At 57.8% G+C, this 24,488-nt stretch carries 13 protein-coding genes; 6 read left to right on the top strand and 7 right to left on the bottom strand.

Annotation, left to right across the window (positions count from 1 at the left end):
• Window positions 1-29: 29 nt before the first annotated feature.
• Entirely contained in the window at window positions 30-1,532 is a 1,503-nt protein-coding gene (glgA, locus tag NHH03_RS22405) for a glycogen synthase GlgA (RefSeq protein WP_253159861.1), read from the bottom strand.
• A gap of 215 nt (window positions 1,533-1,747) precedes the next feature.
• Here glgA and NHH03_RS22410 point away from each other — a divergent pair, with 215 nt between their 5' ends.
• From NHH03_RS22410 to NHH03_RS22420, 3 genes are all read left to right on the top strand, one after another.
• A complete protein-coding gene (locus tag NHH03_RS22410; protein ID WP_253159864.1) occupies window positions 1,748-4,915 on the top strand; it encodes a serine/threonine protein kinase in 3,168 nt (1,055 codons plus the stop codon).
• Between the two features lie 262 nt (window positions 4,916-5,177).
• On the top strand, window positions 5,178-5,891 hold the full coding sequence (locus tag NHH03_RS22415) for a LamG domain-containing protein (RefSeq protein ID WP_253159866.1): 714 nt from the start codon (window positions 5,178-5,180) through the stop codon (window positions 5,889-5,891).
• A 282-nt stretch (window positions 5,892-6,173) separates the two neighbouring features.
• Window positions 6,174-9,764 (top strand): PVC-type heme-binding CxxCH protein, encoded by a 3,591-nt coding sequence (locus NHH03_RS22420; RefSeq protein ID WP_253159867.1) that lies wholly within the window; start codon window positions 6,174-6,176, stop codon window positions 9,762-9,764.
• 127 nt (window positions 9,765-9,891) lie between these two features.
• Here NHH03_RS22420 and NHH03_RS22425 read toward each other — a convergent pair whose 3' ends face one another.
• The 4 genes from NHH03_RS22425 to rpsR all read right to left on the bottom strand — a co-directional run bounded on the left by NHH03_RS22425 (window position 9,892) and on the right by rpsR (window position 14,512).
• On the bottom strand, window positions 9,892-11,709 hold the full coding sequence (locus NHH03_RS22425) for an ABC transporter ATP-binding protein (RefSeq protein WP_253159869.1): 1,818 nt from the start codon (window positions 11,707-11,709) through the stop codon (window positions 9,892-9,894).
• Window positions 11,710-11,738: 29 nt separating this feature from the next.
• Complete coding sequence (locus NHH03_RS22430) at window positions 11,739-13,529, bottom strand: ABC transporter permease (RefSeq protein WP_253159870.1); 1,791 nt, start codon at window positions 13,527-13,529, stop codon at window positions 11,739-11,741.
• A 270-nt stretch (window positions 13,530-13,799) separates the two neighbouring features.
• Entirely contained in the window at window positions 13,800-14,234 is a 435-nt protein-coding gene (locus NHH03_RS22435) for an acyl-CoA thioesterase (RefSeq protein ID WP_253159872.1), read from the bottom strand.
• Window positions 14,234-14,512: a 30S ribosomal protein S18 gene (gene rpsR, locus NHH03_RS22440; protein ID WP_253159874.1), complete on the bottom strand. Its 279-nt coding sequence runs from the start codon at window positions 14,510-14,512 to the stop codon at window positions 14,234-14,236. The genes NHH03_RS22435 and rpsR overlap by 1 nt, the downstream gene beginning before the upstream one ends.
• A 476-nt stretch (window positions 14,513-14,988) precedes the next feature.
• Between rpsR and fusA the strand changes: the two genes are divergently transcribed.
• Complete coding sequence (gene fusA / locus NHH03_RS22445) at window positions 14,989-17,070, top strand: elongation factor G (protein ID WP_253159876.1); 2,082 nt, start codon at window positions 14,989-14,991, stop codon at window positions 17,068-17,070.
• 98 nt (window positions 17,071-17,168) lie between these two features.
• On the opposite strand, the gene NHH03_RS22450 is transcribed toward fusA, so the two are convergent.
• A complete protein-coding gene (locus tag NHH03_RS22450) occupies window positions 17,169-18,215 on the bottom strand; it encodes a hypothetical protein (protein WP_253159878.1) in 1,047 nt (348 codons plus the stop codon).
• A 264-nt stretch (window positions 18,216-18,479) separates the two neighbouring features.
• Here NHH03_RS22450 and NHH03_RS22455 point away from each other — a divergent pair, with 264 nt between their 5' ends.
• Together NHH03_RS22455 and NHH03_RS22460 are read left to right on the top strand one after the other, a co-directional pair.
• Window positions 18,480-19,778, top strand: a complete 1,299-nt coding sequence (locus NHH03_RS22455; RefSeq protein ID WP_253159880.1) for a hypothetical protein — start codon at window positions 18,480-18,482, stop codon at window positions 19,776-19,778.
• Between the two features lie 258 nt (window positions 19,779-20,036).
• Window positions 20,037-23,324 (top strand): PVC-type heme-binding CxxCH protein, encoded by a 3,288-nt coding sequence (locus tag NHH03_RS22460; protein ID WP_253159882.1) that lies wholly within the window; start codon window positions 20,037-20,039, stop codon window positions 23,322-23,324.
• Between the two features lie 84 nt (window positions 23,325-23,408).
• Here NHH03_RS22460 and NHH03_RS22465 read toward each other — a convergent pair whose 3' ends face one another.
• A complete protein-coding gene (locus NHH03_RS22465; protein ID WP_253159884.1) occupies window positions 23,409-23,765 on the bottom strand; it encodes a hypothetical protein in 357 nt (118 codons plus the stop codon).
• Window positions 23,766-24,488: the final 723 nt, after the last annotated feature.

A 24,488-nucleotide genomic window follows, 5' to 3' on the forward strand; every position in this document is an offset into this window, starting at 1 on the left:
ACAGGAAATTTGAAAAGCGGTGTTTGCCTCTACCCCGCCCTGCCGTGTTTGCCTTGTTTAAGGGAAACTGCGTTGTCGTAAAGTTCCAAATACTGGGAAGCACTTTTCCTCCACGACCAGTCAGCGGCCATCGCTCGGCCGACCAGATTTTCCCAGTTTTTTTTCTCGTGGTAGCGTAAATGCAGCGCCCGGCCGATCGCCTGGTCCAGTCCCCGCGGTGAAAAATCGTAAACGTAAAAACCCGTCGCTGTCTGATTGGCCAGCGTTTCGGGGTTGGTGTCGACCACGGTGTCGGCCAGACCGCCGGTCGCCGTGACGACCGGAATTGTGCCATATCGCAGGCTGTACAGTTGGTTCAGCCCGCAGGGTTCATAGTGGCTGGGCATCACAAACAGGTCCGAACCGGCTTCGATCCGATGCGCCAGCGCATCATCAAATCCGATGTGGGCAGCGACCTGCTGCGGTGCTTCGGCGGCCAGTCGTTGCAGATCCTGTTCGATCCGTTTGTCACCGCTGCCCAGAATCATCCACTGTGTCGGACGGCCCTCGCGGACATGGGTTTCGATCACCGGCAGAATCAAATCCCAGCCTTTTTGATCCGCCAATCGACCGACCAGACCGATCATCGGGACGTCGGCCGAGGATTCCAATCCGAATTCAGCTTGCAGCGCTTGCTTGTTGCCGGCTTTGCCGAGTTGCCAATTGGATGGGTCAAAGGGGACCGGGATTTTTACATCGGTTGCCGGATTCCAGATGGTCGTGTCGATGCCGTTGGTGATTCCCGTGACCCGACTGCCTTTGGATTCCAACACACCGTTGAGACCGCAACCGTGCTGCGGCGTGCAGATTTCCATCGCATAACGAGGGCTGACGGTGGTCACATGATCGGCGGTCGCAATGCCTGTTTTGAGAAAGTTCAGCTGCCCATAGAACTCGAATGACTCGTGATTGAAAAAGCTCCAATCCAATCCGGTCCAAGGGAACGAGCCGGCGGCGAAATTGCCTTGATAGGCCATGTTGTGAATGGTCATCAGCGTGGCGGCGCCTTTGAGCTGTGGATTGGCGTCCGGCGCAGCGCGGATCAGGGCCGGGACCAAACCGGATTGCCAATCGTTGCAGTGCACCACATCGACCGGCATGTCGATTCGCGCAATGGCCGCCAAGGCGGCGCGGCAAAAAAATGCAAATCGCTCGGCATTGTCGGGATAGTCACCGCTGGAATCCCCATACAGTGACTCCCGGTCAAAATACTGTGGCTGATCGATGAACCAAACGGAAACGTTGCTATCGGGCAGTCGGCTTTTTAATAACCGGCCCCCGATCAGCTTTTTGGGCGACATCGGAATCGCAAAGCTGATATCGGTGCTTTCGATCTCCATCCCGGCTCGAAAGACACTGCGAAACGCCGGCATGATCACGGCACAGCGGTGCCCCAATGCGGCGACTTCGCGGGGTAACGTCCCACAGACATCGGCCAGTCCGCCGGTTTTGGCAAACGGGACCGCTTCGGTCGTCAAGTAAACGATATTCAACACACAGCACCCGGCTCGGAACAAACTTGGTCGACTAGTCTAAACCGCGGGCGTCCAATCTTTCCCATTTTCACCCGCCGGCTAGTAATTATTGGTCGCAAATAGGCTTTCAATGACAGGGTTCTGGTTTCGTTTGTCTCAGAATTCGATCGAATCGGCTAAACTTTCCAATTGAGCGTCTCTTCTAGTCCCGAAACTGTCAGTGTGTTGCCTGCATGTCGATCGCACAAAGCGAATTTTGGTCACGATTGGTTCAATCCGGCGTATTGTCCGGCGACGACACACAACGCTATTCGGCGGCGTTTGCGAAACAGGGTGACGCCGATCCCAGCAGCGACGCCGGCGCGTTGGCGGCGTTTCTGGTGCGTGCCGGCCTGCTGACAAAATTCCAAGCCGGCCAATTGCTGGGCGAACAACCTCCCATGCTGCGGATCGGTTCGTTTGTGATCACCAGTGACCAACCCATCCAGCCGTTTAGCCACTGGTTGCCGGTGCAGCGTGATGCCAGCGCCCCGGCGGACGGTTTGCGCAACGGTTTTCTGCTCCGCATTCCCCTGGCCGGTTTGGATGAAACACGTCGTCACTGGTTGGCCGTCCACGGCGAACTGGGGGCCGCGACGTTGCAGCCGATCGAATTGTCCGGTGGCGCCCAGGCACAGGATGCCGAACAGACCGTGCTGGTTTTTTCGCCACTTCCCGAAGGCGGTTCACTGTGCAAGGTGCTGCAGACCAACCCCCGGCTCAGCTCCCGTAAAACCGTCCGAATCGGGATCGATCTGGCCGCCGCGCTCCAAGCAATGCATCACCCCGGCGATTCCAAAACGGGCATCGCTCATGGCGCCGTCGGCGCCGATCATGTCTGGGTCACGCCCAAAGGGCACGCGGTTTTGCTGCGCGATCCGTCGTCACCGCCACGACCACCGCTGGCCGACATGTCGACCAGTTGGATCGATCGAATCGAACCCGCCGCGCGGTATTCGGCACCGGAATTGGCCGCCGCGAACGCCGTGCCGACACCGGCCAGCGACATTTATTCGCTAGGATGTCTGCTGTTTTCTCTGTATGTGGGACGGCCGGCGTGTGCCGGTGACGACAATCAACAATTGTTGGCCGCCCATGCCAACGAAACTCCAGCGGAACTCGAGCAAGCGATGGAGCAGGGGGCCGCGGCCGATCCCCTGCTGCGCGTCTTGGCCTATGCGATGGCCAAAGACCCCGCAGCTCGATTCGCATCGGCGACGGCGCTGGCCGATGCACTTTCGCGAGCCGGTGAGTTGGCGGCGAGCAAAAAACGCAGCGGAAAACCGAAAACCACCGCTGCGGTAAAAGAAACCCCTGCACCGGAAACGAGCGCACCGGCAACGAGCGCACCGGAAACGAGCGCACCGGAAACAATTGCACCGGTGGGCGAACAGGCTGGGGCGTCGACAACCGAAACGCCACCGCCGCAACGACCGCCGACTGTCTCGCCGCCAACCGCTGCGCCGCCAACCGCTGCGCCGCCAGCCGCTGCGCCGATGGTCCCGCAGTCGGAGCAGGATCTGCCGCAGTCGGCAGCCGAGGTGGCTGGGGAAACGCCGCAGATCCAGACCACCGATTCGGTGCCTGTCGAAACGCAATCGCCCGATCAACTTGTTTCGTCGGCCGAGTCGACCGCTCCGCCAGCCAGCCAGCCGCCGCTGCGTCGGCGTCGGCGTCGCAACAAGAATCGGATCCCGTTATTGATGGGGATGATGGTGTTGCCGCTGTTGATGTTGGGCTTGGCGATTGTGCTGCGCGGTCGTGGGCCGGAGGAACCACCGCCGCGACCTCGGCCTCGTCCGGGTGTTGCCAACCGTGTGCCCGAGGTCCGTGACTCGCGTCGCGTCGTCGCCACACCGGATCAACCGGCGCTGGTCAACGGCTATGAAATCGTTGACAGCGATCGATTGTTGTGGGTGCCGCCCTATCCCGCTGATTCGCCACCGCCCTCGTTGGAATTATTGCCACCTGGACCGGCGGGAATCATTTCGATCCCGCTAGCGCGTGTCGTGTCGAGTGCCGACATGCGACCGTTGACGGATTCGTTGGCGCCTGAACTGGAGAGCATCCAATCGATGGCATCCAAACGCAGCGGCGTGTCCATCCAGCAGATCCAGCGTTGCACCGCCGGCTTGTTTCCCGGGGTGGGTGGTTGGCCGGAAGTCGCGTTGACGATCGAATTGACAGAGCCCATGGCATTGTCGGACTTGGTCGACAAATGGGGCGCCGCGGAATCAAGGACTCCGGAGGGAGTCACGTTGTACGCCGGCGAAGATTTAAAGAGTGATGCGTATTTCATCGGCGATGGTGAAAAAGGAAAACTTGCCGCGGACGCTCTCGTCAAACGGTTCGCGGTCGGCTCGCTTGATCGGATCCGTGAAGTCGCTGAGAACAACGGCGGTTCGATTCCGTTGGTCCGCAGCATGCAAACATTGTGGGACCAGACCAGTGAGCAAAGTGATTTGGTGGCATTGATGACGCCGAACTTTTTGTTTGCCGATGGCCGCGAGATGCTGGCCGCTGCGGTGCCCGAGTTTCGTGCTCCGCTGAAGCAATGGTTGATTCCCGACGTCGCCGCGGTTTCGTTGACCGCGACGGCTCGCGACGCCGCGTTGTATGTGGAAATGCGTGAGATCCCCAGCGGCGGTGCGACCGGTCCGACACTGCTGCGATCGTTTCGCGACACCTTGGCGCGGTGGCCGGACTGGGCCGACAGTTTTATCTTGAACAGTGTTCCCGATCCGTCCTGGCGACTGTTGGCGACGCGCTTGCCACTGATGCTGCGATTCGTCGCTCAGCAAACACGCAGTACGATCGATGGGGAAACCGTGGTTGCATCAACCTATTTGCCGATCGATGCCGGTGCCCAGGTCACATTGGCGACTCTGTTGGCGATGAACACGCCGTCCGGTGGCGGCGTTGACCTGGCCCAGGCTCCGGAGGTCAAACCACTGACGGTTGATCAGATGTTGGACCGGCCAATGTCGATCTCGTTTTTGCAGTTGTCGCTGCAGTTCGCCGTCGATGCGGTGGTGGAGGAATTCGAACAATCGTTGCCACCTTCCTCCTCGATGCCCAAGTTGCGGATCGTCGGGGCCGATCTGGAGAAGGCAGGGATCACTCAAAACCAGCAAATTCGAAACTTCGAATATGAGAACCAGCCGCTGCGCAAGGTGCTGACCGATTTGGTTCTGGGGGCAAACTCGGACAAAACAGCGACCGGGCCGGCCGATGAAAAACAGGTTTTGATCTGGGTGGTGCATCCGCAAGGCAAGTCGCCTGCGGAAACCGAAATCCTGATCACGACCCGAGCGGCGGCGACGGCGGGCAACTATGTCTTGCCACCTGAGTTCGTGCCGTAGTTGGCATTTGCACCTGATCGACCACACGCACTGCAGGGGCGAATCCGGAAAAGTTTTTGCCGGTTGCGTGCACTTTCTTATCTGGGTTGTAGGTTTCGATTGCACGGGTGAAGTAGGGGTGAGTGCACGCCGCATTCTTAGCTTCGCCGCTTGGAAACATCGTTACCACCTCTTCAAAAGCAATGAAGCCATGTCCCGGAAGTTCTCTCTTCTGCTTGTACTCCTAGTCTGTGTTCAGACCGACATTGCTCGTGCGGAACTCGTGGGTCTGTTTAACTTCGACGGCAACAACACCAACACCGTTGCCGGCGGTTCAAACGGATTTGGCAGTACGGCTGGATATTCCGGTGGTTTCGAAGGCCAAGCAACCAACTTTGCAGGGCCGTTCGATTTCATGTACATCCCGATCGACTTGGGGACGTCGAACACGCCCTCGGTTACCTTTGGCGGTTGGACACGCGCCAGCAACGCGACCGGAAATCAAGACATCTTTGCGATCGACGACTTTGATAGCACCACGCCGGAACGATCGATCGGTATTCGCAATAGCGATGGGAATGGTTGGCAATACAGCGCAACCACCGGAACGGGCAACCAATCGTTTGGTGTCGGCGGCCCGGTCGAAGACGACTGGTCGTTTGTCGCCGCCCGCTACGACGGATCCAACGTGACGCTGTTTGTCGACGGAAGTTCGTTCAGCATGTTTGACAACACAGCGATCAATCCCAACCGCCCGGTGATGCTGAGAGTCGGCGGCAGCCCCCTTTCCAATGATCAGTTCGTCGGCAGCGTCGATAACTTGTTCGTCTTTGACGAAGCTCTCAGCGACCAACAGATTGAACACATTTGGTTGGGTGGATCCACTGCCATCATGGCGCCGTCGGCGATCCCAGAGCCCTCCTGTTTGGCTTTGGGCCTGTTGACTGTTGCGGGGCTAGGTCTGCGTCGCAAACGCCGCAAGGCACTTTGCGTCTAACACGGATTCCCCGCGCCAGTCACCGTTGGAGTTCACGCTTCAGCGTGTTCAAATCCAATTCTCGATACCGATGCGGAACAACCTGAGGGTTGAACTCCCACGGTGTGTCGTCAAGCGTCCATCCGACCGACCTCACAGAGGTCAGCTACAGGTGCGCTCTCGCAGGCAGGCGGTCAAACCTCGATTCCGGATTGCAGGTCGGCTAGATTAGGTTGTCCGGTCAATTCTCGCCGGATCCTCCTGCCCGTGCCCTGTTCCCCGCCTCTGATCGGAATGTGACGTATGTCCTGTGATCTGATTCCGCGATTGCTGATCCCCTTACTAATGCTGGGCTGCACCGTCGCAGAACCTTCGTTTGCCCAATCGCCGCCAGAACAGACGCCGCTTGCGGACGAATTTGCGAAGCATGTCCGGAGCACGTTGCCACTAAGTCCCGACGCCGAACGTTCGGGATTTCGATTGCCGCCCGGATTCGAGATCCAGTTGTTTGCTGCAGAGCCAGACATCGCCAAGCCGATGAACATGGCGTTTGACATGTCAGGCCGATTGTGGGTGACCAGTAGCGAAGAGTATCCGTTGCCGGCAGATGGACCGGATCCACCGCGTGATACGATCAAGATTTTAGAGGACACCAACGGTGACGGTCGCGCCGACAGTGTCACAACCTTTGCCGATGGACTGAACATTCCGATCGGCTTGTATCCCTACCGCGATGGTGTGATCTGTTTCAGTATTCCCAACATTCTGTTTTTGCGTGACACCGACGGCGACGGCAAAGCCGACCAGCGTGAGGTCCTGTATGGGCCGTTCGATACCAGTCGCGACACACACGGGATGTGCAATGCGTTCACACGCGGATTTGACGGCTGGCTGTATGCCTGTCATGGCTTTAACAATCAAAGTACCGTCAGTGGCTCGGACGGTCATGTCATCAGCATGTCGTCGGGCAACACCTTTCGAATGCGACTGGACGGGTCACGAATCGAGAATTTTTCCTTTGGCCAGGTCAACCCGTTCGGCATGGCGTTTGACTCACTCGGTGATCTGTTCTCGGCGGATTGCCATACCAAGCCGGTGACGTTGCTAATGCGTGGCGGATACAGCCCCAGTTTTGGCGCCGCTCACGACGGCCTGGGGTTTGTGCCGCCTGTGATGGAACATTTGCACGGTTCAACAGCGATCGGCGGATTGGCGATTGATCAGGGCAGCCAGTTTCCGACTGAATTCAATAGCAATGCATTTGGCGGCAACGTGATGACCGGCCGCATCAACCGCAATCTGATCACCCACGACGAACGGGTGATCGCCAAACAGCAGCCTGATTTCTTGGTCGCCAGCGACCCCTGGTTTCGACCGGTTGATCTGCAATTCGGACCAGACGGAGCACTGTATGTTGCCGATTTTTACAACCGCATCATCGGTCACTACGAAGTCCCATTGGATCACCCCGGACGCGACCGACGGCGAGGCCGAATTTGGAGAATCACCTACCACGGTGACCACGCAGAACAAGCTGCAGATCAATCACCGGTTTCGACGACGATCGCTGATTTTGTCGGCCAATTGAAAAGTCCGAATTTGGTTCGCCGGATGATGGCGACCGACGCATTGGTGGATCGTTTTGGTCAATCTGCCAGCCGGGAAGTTCGGCGGATGATGGAAACCACGGATTCGCCAACGGCAACAATCCAAGCACTGTGGTTTCTGCATCGCACCGGTGAACTGACCACGGACGATCTGCAACTTGCATTGGACGCCGACCAGGAAATCCTGCGAGTTCATGCCTTTCGGATCCTGGGGGAACGCAAGGACGTTTCCGCTGATCCGGTTCAGCGGTGGTTCTTGGTGGGGCTAAACGACCCATCAATGACCGTGGTTCGGGTTGCCGCGATGGCAATGTGTCAGCACCCCGACGCGGCCTACGTCGCGCCACTGTTGGCGCGGCTGCATGATGTTGATTCGGATCACAGCCACCTTCAACATGCGCTGCGACTGGCTTTGCGAAGCCAACTGAACCAAGCGGATCGATTCCAACAGGCCACCGAATCCATTGACTCACAAGACCAAGCAATCATTGCGGCAATTTGTCTGGCAATCCCCGAGACGTTTGCCGCCAATTATGTCGTCCAGCACCTGGATCAATTGCCCCAAATGACAGAACCAGAGTTTGTCACGTTGGCCGGTTTCGCATCCCGGTACGCCGATCAGCAGAACGTGGCTTCGTTGATCGAGCATTGTCAACGATCCAGCCAGGACCGCCGAGGGCTGCAAGCAGAACTGTTGCGCGCGATCGCGAGCGGGCAACAGCAGCGCGGCGCAAGCCAACCGCTTTCCAGTTGGAATCGTTGGGCCGAGCAATTGGTGCGAGACAACTTGCAACTTGATGCAAACGGTAACCTTCCCGATCGCAACACGCCAATCATCGCTTGGACATTCGATCCGATCGGATCAACCAGTGGTCCTAAGAATCTTTTTCAAGTGACCCGTCGCAGAACCACGGCCGGAGGATCCGATCCGTTGACGCTGATCAGCAGTTTGCCATTGGGCGAGGGACTCACCGGGGTCTATCGCAGCGGTGCGTTTGCATTGCCACAGCAGTTTCAGTTTTACCTTGCAGGGCACGACGGGTTTCCCGATCAGCCGGCGGGCGGGAACAACTTGGTTCGTGTTGTTGCCGTCGACACTGGCGAAACATTGGCACAGTGGCCGGCCCCACGCAGCGATATCGCTCAATTGGTCCAGTGGCAATCGGCGGAACATGGGGGTAGGCAGGCGTCTGTTGAAATCGTCGATGCAGATGACGGCAAGGCTTATGCCTGGATCGCAGCGGGTGAATTTTCGATTCCGGCGCTGAACTCCAATCGCGAGATCGACCGACGGATCAAAGCCGCCGAATTGGCGAGTGAATTCTCTGTGACCGCGACGCGAGCGTTATTTGCGGAATTGCTGCAATCGTCCGCCGAGCATCCGCCACAAGCCAAAGCGTTCGCACGGGCGACATTGACATCGGATGCGACGGCTCCGCGAAAAGCGCTAGCCGAATCATTGGGGCTGAGCAACTTGGCGGGCGACTTACGCAATCGGATCAGCGTTTGGTTGTCCGCTGGAGTGGACGCAACATCAACTAAGCCGCTTGTTGATTCAGCACCGCCGACCGAGTGGTTGGCCGACGCAGCCGGATTACTAGGTGAAGTGGTCCAGGCGATTCCAGCGGATCAACAACGGTTGTTCGCCAACCTGCTTAGTCGCGATGGCGACGGTGTGGAGGTGTTGGCCGGTTTGGTCGAGGGAGGCAAGTTACCGGCTGGAGTTTTGACCGATGCGTCGATCCGTCAACAATGGGAATTGATCGCCAGCGCGGACCAGCGGTCTCGGCTACAGTCGCTCGCAGAGAATGCCGCGCCGGTCGACCGGTCGCTGCTGGAAGTGGTTTCGCTGTTCACGGCCGAGTCTCAGCAACGGCCAGGAGATTCTGTGGCCGGACAAGCGGTTTTTAAAACCCAATGCGCAGCCTGCCATCAAGTCGCAGGCGTGGGGAAATCGGTCGGTCCGAACTTAGACGGGATCGGCATTCGCGGACTTGAGCGGATCATGGAAGACGTGCTGATGCCCAATCAAAACGTTGACATCGCCTTTCGTTCCAGCGTCATCCTGACGATCGATGGACAAGTCGTTTCGGGACTGGTCAAACGCGACGAAGGGGCACAAATCGTTGTCGTCACCAGTGAAGGCACCGAAGTGGCTATCGCCAAAGATGAAATCCAACGACGCAAAGAAGGCATGCTGTCACCGATGCCCACTAATTTTTCCACGACGATCAAACAGCAAGATCTGATGGACTTGGTCGCCTATCTGTTGTCACTGCGTGAATGACGGGCAACTTCAACGGCGCTGGTGTGGAGGATTTATCCGACTGCGGTGAGGGACTTCTGCAAAGCAGAAAGCCGGTCGGATAAATCCTCCACACCAACCCTCACGCCCGCGGATTCGATTCAGCCACCTAGCGGCCGGGGCGGTAGGGATTGAACAGCAGGTAGTTCAGGTGACGGTACAGATCGCTGTCGGTTAGCAGATCGGCATGTTTGCCTTCGCCGGCCAGGTTGGGACCGTTTAGCAGGATCACGCGATCCGCCGCGCGCAAGGTTTGCAGTCGCCGCGGCAGCATCACGACGAGTGATCCGCTGTCGACCAGTTTCTTGATCGCCCGCAAGCAAGGGTCGTCGGCCAGATGGGCACTGGGTGCCGGTGGTTCACCGACCAACAAGATGGGCGGACGATGCAATAACGCACGGGCGAGTCCGATCGAATACGTGGCCTCCACCGACAGTGTGGTCTCACCGACCGATGCATAGGTGGCCAACCCATCGGGCAGTCGCTGGATTTGATCGTAGACGTCGACTTCGCGCAGTGCGTCGACGATGTCTGCGTTTCCGATCGCACTGTCGGTGCCAGAGAGGTTTTCTTCGATCGTGCCGTCCCACAACGGTCCCGAGGGTTCGATCCACATCACGTTTTTCGAGAGCGACGCGGGGTGCACATCCAGCAGCTTCAAGCCGTCGATCCGGACCTCGCCACTGGCCGGTCGGCCGAAACCCATCAGTAACTCGACCATTGCCTGCGGTGATACCGAATCTGTGCCCAGCAGGGTGACCAGTGAACGTGGCGTGAATTCGGTGGTGATGTGATTCAGGATTGCTTGGCCGTGAGAATCCAGCAACGTTACATCGCGAAAATCGACGCCTTCGCGCAGTCCCGCGAATCCGACCCGCTGTTCCGATGGCGTGGATTCGTCGCTTTGGCGTAGGTAGCTATACACCGCATCGCAGGCCGGACCACTGTTTCGCAGCATTCGGCTGAGTTGTTGTAAACGCCAGACTGCCGAGACGGCGCCCGCCAGGGACAGCCCCAGCACCACGGCCGAGGAGAGGCTGAGCCCGGTATCGCTTTCGAACAGGTTCAGCCCGAGCCCCAGGATCATCACCGCCGTGGCAGCCGCAGCGGCCAGGAACAGGATCGGCCAAACCCGACCGCGACGGGCGTCGTCGTCATCGAGTTTGTGGTACATCGCGTCCAATTCATGGCGGAACGACTGTTCGGCGATTCCCGCCGCTTGCAGCCGCGCCATTTTCGGTGCCTTGCCCACCAATTGAGACATTTGGGTCCGCATCTGCGGCAGTTCCCATTTGCCGGTTTCATCGATATCAACGCCACGAACGCTGCGGTGCAGCCGCCAGACCATCGCGCCACTGATCACTGCCAAGATGGCCAACCAGACATGGACCAAGAGCGCCACGGCCATGCAACCGACCAACAGGATCACGCTGCGCGGTAGCGATCGATACCACAGGGACAGTCCTTTTTGCAGCAACGGCAGTTGTCGTCCGATCAACTTTTGCGCGCTGACCGATTGAGCGGCAGCGCCTTCGATCTCGGCGCGCCGCACGCTTTGCCGGAGCACTTTTTCGTGAAGTGATTTTACGATCGCCGAGGCCCGTTGATCGGCCAGTCGGCGATGACGCCAGACCGCGAAGCAAAACGCAATTGCGATCGCAAATGCCAATGCGGTCAGTTGGGTCAACTGCGTCAGCGGCGGTTGGTCGATGAACGATGCCGGTAACGGCAGCGCTAGATGAGCCCCCAGCCGCGCGGGTGATCGTTCAAGTTCACCGGCTTCCAGCAGCACGGAAATTAAACCGACCACCAGCACCATCGCCGGCACCAATGCCCCGGCAAGGAATGCCCAGAGCAGCGAGAATAACCGGCCGGGGTCGGATTCCGGTTCGTGACGGGCCGCCGAAAGAGTGCGAAATCGATTCAAAGCAACCGCTCCCCGATATTATTCGATGACTAGGCTAAGTCGCGGTCCTCGAAAAGGAGCATTGCCAGCATCCAAATCGCCACCGCGAAACATACAAGATAGTTGAAAGCGCCGGCCAAGTAGATCCAGGGGACTTGGTTTCCGCTATCCATCGCACTTTGTACGTTAAAAATGTTCAGGTTCGGTACCACGACGGCGATCAAGTTGCCGAAAAAGCCGACCAATGGATTTTCACCTTGGGCCGATGCCACCAGCGGCTGCGTCAGGTTACCGATCACATAGATTACCAGACACAGGATCAGGTTGGCCAATAGTGGCAATCGTGTTGCCAGCGCGACCGCGATCGCGGCGATCACCATCGTCTGCATGAAGTACAGCCCCAGCACGGGAACGGTCGACATGATTTCTTCGAACCCCATCTCCCAACTCGGTGTCGCCTGTGACGTTTCCCGGGCATCGTAGATCGGTTTGTAGGACATCAGCACCAGTAGGAAGGCTCCGATGATGACAAACATCACGGCCACCGTCATCACAATCCCGGCGTACTTGCCCAGCAAAAAGGAACGTCGCGAAACCGGTTTGCTCAGCACGGTCAGTGCCGTTCGGCCTTCGATTTCTTCGCTGACCGATGTTCCCGCACTCCAGACCGCCTGGAACATCGCCAGCACCATGATCAGTGTCACGCTACTGTCTTTGAACATCCGGATGTCATCACCGAGCGTGTTAAACGGGTAGATCGAAAAGATGATCACACCGACCACGCCCATGATCAACAGGATCAAATACAGCGTTTGCGCCATCTCGTTTTTGGCCGTCGACAATGACAGTGCCCAGACGCGTGGAGCGGCTTGGCGAAACGCAACCAATCCACTGAACAGAAAGAACACCACCACGCCGATACCAACGGCTTGGCTGATCTGGGGAATCCGGGGGATCGTCGTCATCGTGAAAACCACTGTCGCCGGATCTAATTCCCGGTTTTGAATGTGCAGTTTCGAGGAATCGCCCGGCAGCGGTGGCTGGTCACGGTCCTCGTATCGATATTCCAGTCGTTCACCGGCATCCACGCGTGTGGGGTTGCGGGTGAACTCTTTCACGCTCGCACCGTCGGCCAGGACAATCGTTTTGTCGGTTTCAATCGTCAGCCCCGACAGACTGGATAGGTCGTAGTCGATCGATTGGGGGTGGAAAATGGCTTGGTCGGCGCTCGCATCGGGGTCGGCCCCGGGCACGATTAGCTCCACGCTGCGAGTGCCATCGCCGATTAAATTGACTTCAGGCAGAGCGCGGACAAACGCCAGGGGATCGTCGATCACGTAGGTCCCGGCAAGTCCGATCAAGGCCACAATGCCTGCGATCGACAACAAATACGGCACGATTCCTTCGGACAGCATCTGGCCCCATTCTTCGCGCGTCCGGTACCAAACCCCGTAAACCACCGCAAATCCCATCACCAGCCCGATCAGCACCAGCGGCAATATCAACGTCTGGCCGTAGGCCTGGTTTGAAAAGACGAACTGGGAGCACAGCAGTGCCGCGATCACGACGCCGATCACCAGCGATGCGATCGTTCCGCGCCGCGGTGAATCTGCTAAATGGCCTAGCGGGGGCAGGAAAGAGAGCAGCGCCAGCACGCCGTAAAACAAGGCGGTTGCGGCGGCACCGATCAACAGCCCCAGTGAGATCGCATACAGCGGTGTCGCCCAAATCGGCAACCAGTCCGCCATCTGGCCGATTAACAACGGCGATGAAAGCAGGCTGGAGGGGTCAACCGAAACGGCAGAGAAAGCAGTGGAAGCCGAAAGCACAGACGAGGCCATGAGTGGGACAGCAACGATGCGAATTGATGTAGTCAAAGGAAAGCAGATTCTTCCCGCCGAACCATCGCTACGCAATGAGTGTCAAAAAGGTTGCCTGCGGGCGATCACTTTCCTGCGAGAAATACCAATTGGCACTCAACGGCGTCTCTGGCAAATCAGCCGGCACGCGCGCTAGCGTCCGGTTTCCCAGACTTGGCGTTGTGAATGACCAGGAGCCGTCAGCTATCGCCCAACGGCTGATTGGGTGGGATTCATGCTCGCTGCAGCTGCCTATTGCAGCAGTGATTCCAGTTTGGCACGAATGGCGGCGGGAATTACGACTTTTTCTAAGCCGCCGCCGGGGTGGATGCGGCAGCAAACCACCACGGTTGATCCGGATGCGACGGGGGCCGAGTCGCCCTCGGAGCCGCGACGAGAGAAATCAAATGAATACTGAACGCTGGAGCGGCCAATTTTGGACACCGAAACGTCGATGTTCAGCAAATCTTCGAAGCGCACGGCGCTGGTGTAGTCGCAGCTTGCGCGGACCCGGGGCCAGGAAACGGCGTCGGGGTCCGAGCTTTGGTCCGGCAGAACGGGAATTTCGACCGAGCGGAGCATTTCATGCTCGGCCGACTCCATCCAAGGGAAAAACGCTGAAAAATGCGCAATTCCCGCAGCGTCAGTGTCTCGAAATTCCACTCGCCGGCCAGTGCGAAAGCTCATCAGTCACCCAGATAGGGCAGCAGAGCCATGTAGCGGGCGCGTTTGACCGCGGCGGTGACAGCGTGTTGGCTGACTGCGGTGCAACCGCTCTTGCGGCGACCGACGATACGGCCTTGGCGATTGATCATCTTTCGCAGCAGTTCGACGTCTTTGTAATCGACGTACATCGGCCGCGGGCGCTGGCCATCGACGAAGATCGGATCCTTTTTCTTGGCACGGGATCGGACGCGTGAACGTTTGCGGGCTCGGCTGCGCGAGCTCATTGGGCGGGCTGGCATACTTGTTGCTCTAAAAAGTGCTGCGGCGATCGGACGCAGGAAACTCGGTTTCTGCGGTCGGTGAGGCAGGAGCAGGTGCGGAAACGCTTTCCGCGTGCGGCTCATCGACTCGCCTAAGTCATGGGAAGCGGGGGAGTATGCCGCCGGAGGCGCTGGTCGGCAAGAGGAAAAGCCGGACTCGATCGGGGAAAACGAATGGAAATAGCCGGCAACTGTTTCCGGCCGTGAGCCCGATTTGCCCTTTTCCCTCAGCCAAACCTTTGCCATATTTCCCGAAAATTTCCCTGCGCGACTCTCTCGACCTCCGTCGTCGATGCGGCGTCCGCCTCCCCCGTTGTACCGAGCATTCTGTCGGTGCCCCACAATACATTCGCTCCGACTCCACCCTCCTCGGTCTTTCTAACGAATTAGTTGATACGGATTGTAGTCCGTGTCCCGAGACGTCTTCGGTCGGTTGCGACAGCTAGGTGAATGAGATGAAACTGGAGAAAGTTAGAAACATCGGTATCAGTGCCCACATCGACTCGGGCAAAACCACGCTCAGCGAGCGCATCCTGTTTTACGGCGGACGGATCCACAAGATCGAAGATGTCCGTGGTGGTGGTGATGGCGCGACGATGGACCACATGGAACTGGAAAAAGAACGTGGGATCACGATCACCAGTGCCGCAACGAGCTTGGAATGGAAGGGCTACAAGGTCAACCTGATTGACACCCCCGGCCACGTCGACTTCACCGTCGAAGTGGAACGGTCGCTGCGTGTCTTGGACGGTGCCGTGTTGGTTCTCTGTAGCGTCGGCGGCGTTCAAAGCCAGTCGATCACGGTCGACCGTCAAATGAAACGCTATCAGGTTCCCCGCGTGGCGTTCATCAACAAGATGGACCGCACCGGTGCCAACCCATTCCGCGTCGTGCAACAACTGCGCGAAAAACTGGGCGCCGAAGCCTTCCTGATGCAATACCCGATCGGTGCCGAAGAAAACTTCGAAGGCGTCGTCGACCTGATCGAAATGAAGTCCTACCGGTTCTCCGGCGACGAAGGTCAAAATGTTGACGTCGGCGAAATCCCCGAGGAACTGAAGGAAAAATGTGCGGCACAACGACTGCACATGCTCGAGCATTTGTCGATGTACAGCGACGAGATGATGGAGCTATTGCTCAGCGAAGAAGAAGTGCCACTGGCGATGATCTACAAGGTCACCCGTGACGCCGTGCTGGGCGGTGCCACACCGGTCTACATGGGAAGTGCCTACAAGAACAAAGGCGTCCAGCCGTTGTTGGATGCGGTCAACAGCTACCTGCCTAGCCCGCTGGACCGTGAAATCAAAGGCACCGACCCGAACGACGAAACCAAAAAGATCGAGTTGCTTCCCGATCCCAGTCGCCCCTTCGTCGGAATGGCGTTCAAGATCGTTGACGATCCGTTCGGCCAATTGACCTTCATGCGGATTTACCAAGGCACGATCGAAAAAGGCGGTACCTACGTCAACCAGCGGACCGGTCGCAAGGAACGGTTCAGCCGGATCGTTCGCATGCACAGTGACAAGCGTGAAGAGATCGACACCGCTTCCGCCGGCGACATCGTCGCCGTGATGGGGATCGATTCGGCCAGTGGTGACACCTACGCCCAAGAACGGGATCAGTGCACGCTGGAATCCATGTTCATTCCCGACCCGGTGATCAAGATCGCCGTGACTCCCAAGAGTCGTGGGGACGGAGACAAGATGAGCAAGGCGCTGCAACGTTTCCGCAAAGAGGATCCCACGTTCCGCGTGATGACCGACGAGGAAACCAACGAGATCCTGATCAGCGGCATGGGCGAGTTGCACCTGGAGGTTTACATCGAACGAATTCGGCGTGAGTATGACGTCGAAATCGAAGTCGGTGCGCCTAAGGTCAGCTATCGTGAAAGCCCCACCAAGAGCGTCGATTTCAATTACAAGCACAAAAAGCAAACCGGTGGTTCGGGCCAATTCGCTCACATCGTCGGCTCGCTTAGCCCGCTGGAATCGATCAGCGAAGACAGCTTTGAGTTCGAAGAAAAAGTCGTTGGTGGTCGTATCCCCAAGCAGTACATCCCGGCAATCGAAAAGGGTTTCCGTGACATCTTGGGCAAAGGCCCGTTGGCGGAATTCCCCGTTGTGGGAACCAAAATCACTCTCGACGATGGTTCCTTCCACGAAGTCGACTCGTCGGAAAAAGCGTTTTACACCGCTGCCCAAGGCTGTTTCCGCGAGTACTTCAAACAGGCCGGGCCAAAACTGCTCGAGCCGATCATGAAGGTCGAAATCGAGTGCCCCGAAGATTTCCAAGGGACGGTCGTTGGTGACGTGATCAAACGTCGTGGAATCATGAACAGCAACGACATCATCGATGGCAACAGCATCATCATCGCCGAAGTCCCCTTGGCGGAAACCTTCGGCTATGCGACCGACCTGCGTTCGATGACACAAGGTCAAGGAACGTTCACGATGGAATTGCAAACCTATCGCGAAACGCCGTCGAACATCCAGGAAGAAATCGTCGAAATGAAACGACGCGAAAAAGAAGGCAAGTAGTCCAGGTTCAGCCTGGGTTGCTGCTCAAGACAGCTTCATCACCGCACGCTTCCGCTGTCACGCGGGAGGGTGCGGTTTTTTTATTGCTGACGCCTGATTCAGTCGATCGTCGCGGGACTCGGTTGGCGACGAACATACTTGTGTTGGTTGAGTCCAACCAATTGGTAATTCTCGCGGAATTCGACCGTGTTCAGATTCTCGGTGTCGCACCAACATTCGGTACCGGGACAGGCCGCCGGGCGCTGCAACAAATTGAGCTGTTTGAAAACGTTTCCGATCGGTGTCTTGTAAGTTCCGCAGCGAGACACGTTGCCGTTGATGTCGACGTAAACATAGTCGACACCCGCATAGCATTTGCCGGGCTGTTTCAAGTCGACCATGTGATCAAAATCGTGTTGCGAATAAAACACGTCGCGCAACAGGGCGCGGTCGTCGTCGGAGTACGCTTCGGGATACTTTTCCTGGTCATGCCAGCCATGGAACGCTTGGACAAACACTTCCAATCCGACCGCTTCCATTCTCGCTTTGTTGGCCCGCAATTCCGCCATCAACGGCGGCCAAGCGACCAACACAATCGCCAAATCGACGATCTGATTGATCTGCACCGCGGTCTCAATCCACTTGTCGACGTCCTTGATTTCCGTCGGATGGAAACTGCAGACCAGCGCCACGCGTGAGAGATCAAAGCCTTGGAATATTTTTTGGTATTGCGCGAAGCTAAAGGACAGGTTGGAAATCAGGTTGACCGCAAACGTGTTGTCGTGATTTGAAAGCCGCCGTGCGCCTTCGACGACAGTCTTGTTGATGAACGTTTCACCCCCAACGCCGATCCGAACATCCATCCTGAATGGAAGCTCGGCAAACCGATCGATCACACGCAGGTACTTCTCTTCGCTCCACTCGGCGACTTCCGGCGGGGCTTGCGCTGATGCGAGTCGTTTGCCGATCGACGAGAGTTTCCCCGCGATCTTGGACGGGCTGGTGATCCCTTGACCGATTCGCGTCAAGATCGGCAACGAGCCCGTGGCGCCGGACGTTTCACCCAGCGGTTGGTCCGTGACACAGTACTCGCAGTGATAATTGCAGGTGTCCCAGCCAGTTCCGAATCGTACCTTCAAACGGGGATGGTCATTGAATTCGGACAAAACACTGGTTCCTCTCACCGAGTCGCTGGTCCCCAGGCCTGAAAGAACAAGCCGCTGGGGAAGAACTAGAATTATAGGCTAATTACCGTAGCGGCGTCTGCGGGGATCTAGGCATTCACGGATCATCCGAGGATGCTGAACGATGCAGCAACAGTGGTCTGCGCGTTCTGTTCGCCCTTTTCCGGCCACCAGCTTTCATCGTCTGTGACCCGTCTGAAACAATTATTCCGATCTTTGGGGGTGGACCGCGCGGTGTCCTACGCGATGGCATCGCGTCTGTGGCAGATTCCGGCGGGGATGGTCACCACGTTGCTGATCGCCCTGTTCTTTGATCCCGCCGAGCAGGGGGTTTACTACCTGATCGTGACGCTGACGGGGTTGCAAGCGCTGGCGGATGCGGGACTGATCAACACGCTGTTGCACGCGGCCAGTCACGAGGCGGCCGGATCGCGATTGGACCAACACGGTTTCTTTCGCGCCCGCTCGCGAGCGCGTGCGCGACTGGCGGGGATGTTGCGATTCGGAGTGTATTGGTTTCTCGCGGCCAGCGTGCTGTTGGTCGTTCTGGGCGGCATTGCCGGCCTGGTGTTGTTCGCGCGGCAGGGGGTGATCGAACTGGCTGCTGCGCCGCTGTTGGTCGCCATGCTATTGGCCGGGATCGGGCTGCTGCTTTCGCCCTTGGTCGCGATTCTAGAGGGTTGCAATCAAGTTCATACGGTCAACCGATTTCGGCTCGGGCAAGTCATCTCGGGCAGTTTTGTGGTCTGGGCCTGTTTGGCGAGTGGTTTTGGTTTATGGGCCGCGGCCGCAGCGATCGCGACACAGCTGGCTTGGGAGCTCGGGTTGATTTTGATCCGCTACCGCAAATTTTTTGCACAGCTGATTCGAACTCGGCCGCAGCATTTTGATTGGCGACATGAAATCTGGCCGCTGCAATGGCGGATCGGTTTTCAGTCTGTCGTTCGTTACCTGGCGTTCCTGCCGATCTTGCCAGTGCTGTTTGATTCGCAGGGGCCCGAGGTCGCCGGACGCTATGGGATGACGTGGCAAGTGATCAGCAATCTGTTGATGGTTGCCTACGTCTACGTTCGCACACGGTCGCCCGAATTTGGTCGTTTGATTGCCGAAAATCGGCGTCCTGAATCGAATGCGGCTTTCCTGCGTGCGACGGTCGGGTCGACCGGTTTGTTGTTGATCATGTCCCTGGGGTTCTGCGCGGCGCTGGCGCTGCTGAACCAATTGAATCTGCCACTGGCGCAACAGATATCGGGGCGTTTTCTATCGCCGTTGACCTGTCTGTGTTTTGCGCTCGCAGTGCTGCCCATTCACACCACGCAGTGCTTCGCGCTTCATATTCGTTCTCAGCGTTTTGATCCGATTTGGCGGGTGAATCTGCCAGCTTGCGGATCACTCGCTGTGCTCACTTTTTTTGCCGCCCGCGCCGGCGCTGTGGTCTGGATCGCCGCCGCCATGGGATTGGTGTTCAGTCTGTCAACGATCGCGCTGGCCGCCATGTGGAACTGGTATCGTGTGTACTTTGACAGCGCCGAACAGAGTGAGTGACGATTTTTCTTGCTGTTGAGGAGACAGGGCATCTCGGCAAGCAAGCGAAAACGGATTGAACAATGCCCCACGCAATCGCGCCGCCTCTAAACCTTGATGGCCGGGGTTGATGAATGTTGCGTCAGGGGGAGATATGATGGTGGCCTGCTTCGCTGCCATCCTGCCTCTCGCCCGTTTTAGCCCGCTATGCCCGCTCGCCAGTTTGTTTCTGTCTTTGTTGCTGTGCTGCTGATCCTTTTGATGGGGATGGGCGGTTCCATGACCATGAGTTTTGCCGTGCAACCGGGACCTGAGGGGGCCGGCGAATCGGCGACCGGCAAATTACCGAAGCTGGTTTATCGCCGTTGGAGTGGCGCGGTCAACGTCCCCGACCCGGTCGCGATCAGTGTTGCCGACAATGGCGAGGTCTACGTGACTCAGACCCAGCGACGAAAAATCCAGGACTTGGACATTCGCGCCCATTCCAGTTGGGTCCCTGACGATGTGGGACTGGCGAGCGTGGCCGACAAACGCGAGTTTTATCACCGTGCCTTGGCGATCGGCGGCGACCAGACGAAACAGAAAAACGATGTCGAAGACGTCAACCAGGATGGCCAACATGACTGGCGCGACTTGACGGTCATCAGCGAAAAAATCCATCGTCTGGTCGACAGCGATGGTGATGGCACCGCGGATCAAAGCAACGTGTTTGCCGAGGATTTTAAAACAGAGGTCACGGGAATCGCTGCCGGTGTGATGCACTGGGACGGATCGGTTTGGGCCACGATCGCGCCCGACGTTTGGAAATTGACGGACACCAATGGTGACGGCGTTGCCGACCAGCGAGAAATCATGGCGACCGGGTTTGGATTGCACATCGCCTATGCCGGACATGACATGCACGGATTGACCATCGGGCCAGATGGCAAAGTGTATTGGTCGATTGGTGACAAAGGCATCTCGGTCACCACCAAAGACGGCCGGCAATTTCAGTATCCCAATCAGGGTGGCGTGATGCGCTGCAATCCGGACGGCAGTGATTTCGAAGTGTTCGCGCATGGATTGCGAAACGTCCAGGAGTTCGCTTTTGACCCGTTCGGCAATGTGTTTGGTGTCGACAATGATGCCGACCAGCCTGGCGAGAAAGAGCGTTTTGTTTGGATCGTCGACGCGATGGACGCCGGGTGGCGGTGCAATTACCAATACCGTGGCGGCCAATACAATCCTTGGACCGATGAAAAACTGTGGCAGATCGCCGGGGACAACCACCCCGCGTACATCATTCCACCGATCCAACATTACTACGACGGCCCGGCAGGGTTCAAATTCAATCCCGGCGCCGCGCTCTCGTCGGCCTACCAGAATTTCTTCTTTTCAACCGGTGCCCCCAACGGATCGCAGTATGCCTTTCGTGCCGAACCCCACGGTGATTCCTTTCGGATGGTGGATTCACACACGATCGGCAGCGGAGACCCGATCGTGGGCATTGCCTTCGGTCCCGACGGCGGACTCTACGGCGCCGATTGGGGCGGCGGTTATCCACTGACACAATCCGGCAGCGTGATCCGAATCGACGTTGCCCCAGCCGACCTAAGCGATCAAGACAAAGCGAATCGCCAATCGGTGGTGCGATGGTTGAACAGCGATATGAACCAGCAATCAACCGAGGTGTTGGTCGGACTGCTTTCGCATGTGGATCAACGCGTCCGATTGCAAGCTCAATTTGCCTTGGTCGACCAAGGCCAGGCCGATGCGTTTCGCCAGGTGTTAGGTGACAGCAGCGCGGATCAATTGGCGCGTGTCCACAGCGTTTGGGGACTCGGGCAACTGGCCCGCGCCGCCGCGACCGATGCCAACGTGTTGGTTGGAACGCTATCCGACCCAGACGCCCGGATTCGTGCGGTGGCTGCCAAGACGCATGGTGAAATCCCCGGCAGTGATCCCGCAGGCCTTGTCCACCTGTTGAACGATTCCGACTTGCACGTTCGAGTGTATGCGGCGCTGGCACTTGGTCGTCGTCCGACCGCTGCGGCAGTGAAACCGCTGTTGGAAGGTGCAGCCAAACTTGACGGTGATCAATTCTATTTACGTCATGCCCTGGTGACCGCGCTGGCCGCCTGTGCCACGCCAGATCAATTGGCCGAGCAAGCCAACGCCGATGCTGAATCGCTGCGTCTGTGCGCCGTCGTCGCCTTGCGTCGGCAATCCGAAGCCTCCGTCGCAGCCTTTCTGAGCGATCGCTCGGATTGGGTCGCTAGCGAAGCGGCGCGGGCGATTCATGATGATTTTTCGATCGCTGATGCGCTGCCTGCGCTGGCGGAGTCACTGGATTCAGAACGCAACTTTCCAGTGCCACTGACATTGCGCAGCATCAATGCCAACTTTCGTTTGGGCACTGCCCAGGCAGCCAATCGGGTGATGCAATACGCTGTGGACCGGGGACGACCCACCGAGATGCGACTCGCTGCGTGTGAATCCATCGCCCAGTGGGCCGATCCGCCTCGACTGGACCGCGTCGATGGACGCAGTCGCATCGCCAATGAAACGCGTCAGTTCGATCGAGCGGCGATCGGCAGTGCCCTCGCAGGTTTGGTCACTGATGCCGACACGGCGCTGCGTGTCGCGGCGGTCAAGGCTGCCAGGGAATTAGAAATCGACTTGGGGGTTCGACCCATGATCGCCTTGGCGATCGATCGCAAGTCGCCCTCAAACCTGCGTGTCGAAGCGATCAAATCATTGACGCGGGGCGATACGAAACAAAGTGAATTGTTGAGCCAATTAGCAAGCGATTCGTCATCCCCCGTCGCGACTCAGGCGATCGAGTCACTGGTCGAACAAGATCCGTCGGCGGCGCTGACAGTGATTCAGCAGCGACTGAATTCCAAAACGGTCGCGGTCCGCCAAGCTTGTGTGGCTGCGTTGGCGGCTCTGGCCAACGAATCGGCTGATGCAACACTGATAGAACTTGGTCATCGCTTCGCCGACGGTTCACTCAGCGAAGCGCTGCGGTTGGATGTTTGGAATGCATTGCAGTCGCGGCAATCCCAGTCGCCCGAACTGAAACAGTTGCTACAGCGACTGGCTGCCGGATCAGCGTTGGCAACAATCGAGTCAGACAAATTCAAAGCGTTTGCATTGTGCGGTGAGGGCGGCGATGCCGATCGAGGTGAGGAAATCTTTCGCACCGACCTCCGCGCCCAGTGCAGTCGGTGCCATCGCACCGGCAAAAAAGGCAGTGACATCGGCCCAGAGCTAAGCAAGATTGCCAAGAAACGTGATGCGAATTATTTGCTGCGTGCGCTTGTTTATCCCAGTGCAGATATCGATGACAAATACAACATGCAAACGCTGTTGTTGGCTGATGGTTCAGTCGTCCAGGGGGTCATTCAAAGTGAAGACGACGACACCACGGTGCTGGTGAACCAGCAGGGGGAAACGATCCAGGTTGCCAGCGACGACATCGAGGATGTCGCCAAGAAGAAGCTGTCACTGATGCCCGACATGACAGACGTTTTGCAGCCCCACGAAGTACGCGATTTGGTCGCGTACCTGAAATCGCTGAAGTAGATGCGGGGCGACAGCCAGCAGACGGTTCACCCGCATCGCTGACCACGCCTGATGGGACGTGGTCAGGTGACAGTCGACGTTCCTTTAGTGGTGACCATGGTGGCCGTGGGGATGGCCGCCACGGCGACCGCCGGAGTGGAAGTCGTAGTGACCGGGCACGTAATCAAAGTGTCCGCGGTGTGGCACCAGGCTTGGCGGATGATAGTCGTAGTGGGGTCGGTAGGACCGGTACGATCGGTATCCGGGGTAATAGCTGCGACCCAGATAGGCGCGACCTCTTGAGTAGCCATACGAACGACCGTAGCCGCCGTAGTAGCTTCCGTATCCGGAATTGCCGATTCGAATGCTAAAGCCACCGGCTTCGGCTTGCTGTTGGCCGGTCATCACAACCAATGCGAATGCGAGGGCTGGGATGCAGGCCAATTTGATTAAACGAGACATACGCGTCATCTCCATGAGCGAATTATTTTGGAAGGGTTTGACACTCAACTCTTTTGCATCCGCTATGCCAGTTCCGGCGGGAATCCGCTGCGAGAGAGGAAAAAGGCGTGAAACAGCGGGTGAAACAGGTTTCTGCAGCAGGCTCAGCCCGCTGGTGTGTCATCGAATGGGTGTCAATTTGATGGCGCTTTGGCATCAGAATGAGCCAGGTTGGCGGATTTGACGATCAATACCTGGGGATGATACCACCAGGCTATCGACTGCCGTCGCTCCGCGACTCAATCATGCGTTGTTCCCCGCCGGCTCTCAATCGCGGAGCGATGTCATTGGTTAGCCAGGGGTGAAACCCCTGGATTGAGCGATGACACACCGCGCAGTCGCGGAGCGACGACATTCTCTACCGCCCCTCCGGGGCTCGTTGATGTTCTTTGACGACTAATGCATTGGGCTGAGGCTACCAGGCTATCGACTGCCGTCGCTCCGCGACTCAATCATGCGTTGTCCTCCGCCGGCTCAATCGCGCACGTTCCCCGCCGCCTCTCAATCGCGCGCGGTTCCCCGCCGGCTCTCAATCGCGGAGCGATGTCATTGGTTAGCCAGGGGTGAAACCCCTGGATTGAGCGATGACACACCGCGCAGTCGCGGAGCGACGACATTCTCTATCGCCCCTCCGGGGCTCATTGATGTTTTTTGACGATCAATGCCTGGGGCTGACGCCCAATA

Source organism: Stieleria tagensis (assembly GCF_024129865.1).
In the GTDB taxonomy this organism is placed as follows: Bacteria; Planctomycetota; Planctomycetia; order Pirellulales; family Pirellulaceae; genus Stieleria; species Stieleria tagensis.

What these genes read in the sequence shown, in the direction of transcription:
- NHH03_RS22410 (WP_253159864.1), top strand. Translation starts at nt 1,748, where the DNA reads ATGTCGATCGCACAAAGCGAATTTTGGTCACGATTGGTTCAATCCGGC.
- NHH03_RS22420 (WP_253159867.1), top strand. Translation starts at nt 6,174, where the DNA reads ATGTCCTGTGATCTGATTCCGCGATTGCTGATCCCCTTACTAATGCTG.
- NHH03_RS22430 (WP_253159870.1), bottom strand. Translation starts at nt 13,529, where the DNA reads ATGGCCTCGTCTGTGCTTTCGGCTTCCACTGCTTTCTCTGCCGTTTCG.
- NHH03_RS22435 (WP_253159872.1), bottom strand. Translation starts at nt 14,234, where the DNA reads ATGAGCTTTCGCACTGGCCGGCGAGTGGAATTTCGAGACACTGACGCT.
- rpsR (WP_253159874.1), bottom strand. Translation starts at nt 14,512, where the DNA reads ATGCCAGCCCGCCCAATGAGCTCGCGCAGCCGAGCCCGCAAACGTTCA.
- fusA (WP_253159876.1), top strand. Translation starts at nt 14,989, where the DNA reads ATGAAACTGGAGAAAGTTAGAAACATCGGTATCAGTGCCCACATCGAC.
- NHH03_RS22455 (WP_253159880.1), top strand. Translation starts at nt 18,480, where the DNA reads ATGGCATCGCGTCTGTGGCAGATTCCGGCGGGGATGGTCACCACGTTG.
- NHH03_RS22460 (WP_253159882.1), top strand. Translation starts at nt 20,037, where the DNA reads ATGACCATGAGTTTTGCCGTGCAACCGGGACCTGAGGGGGCCGGCGAA.
- NHH03_RS22465 (WP_253159884.1), bottom strand. Translation starts at nt 23,765, where the DNA reads ATGTCTCGTTTAATCAAATTGGCCTGCATCCCAGCCCTCGCATTCGCA.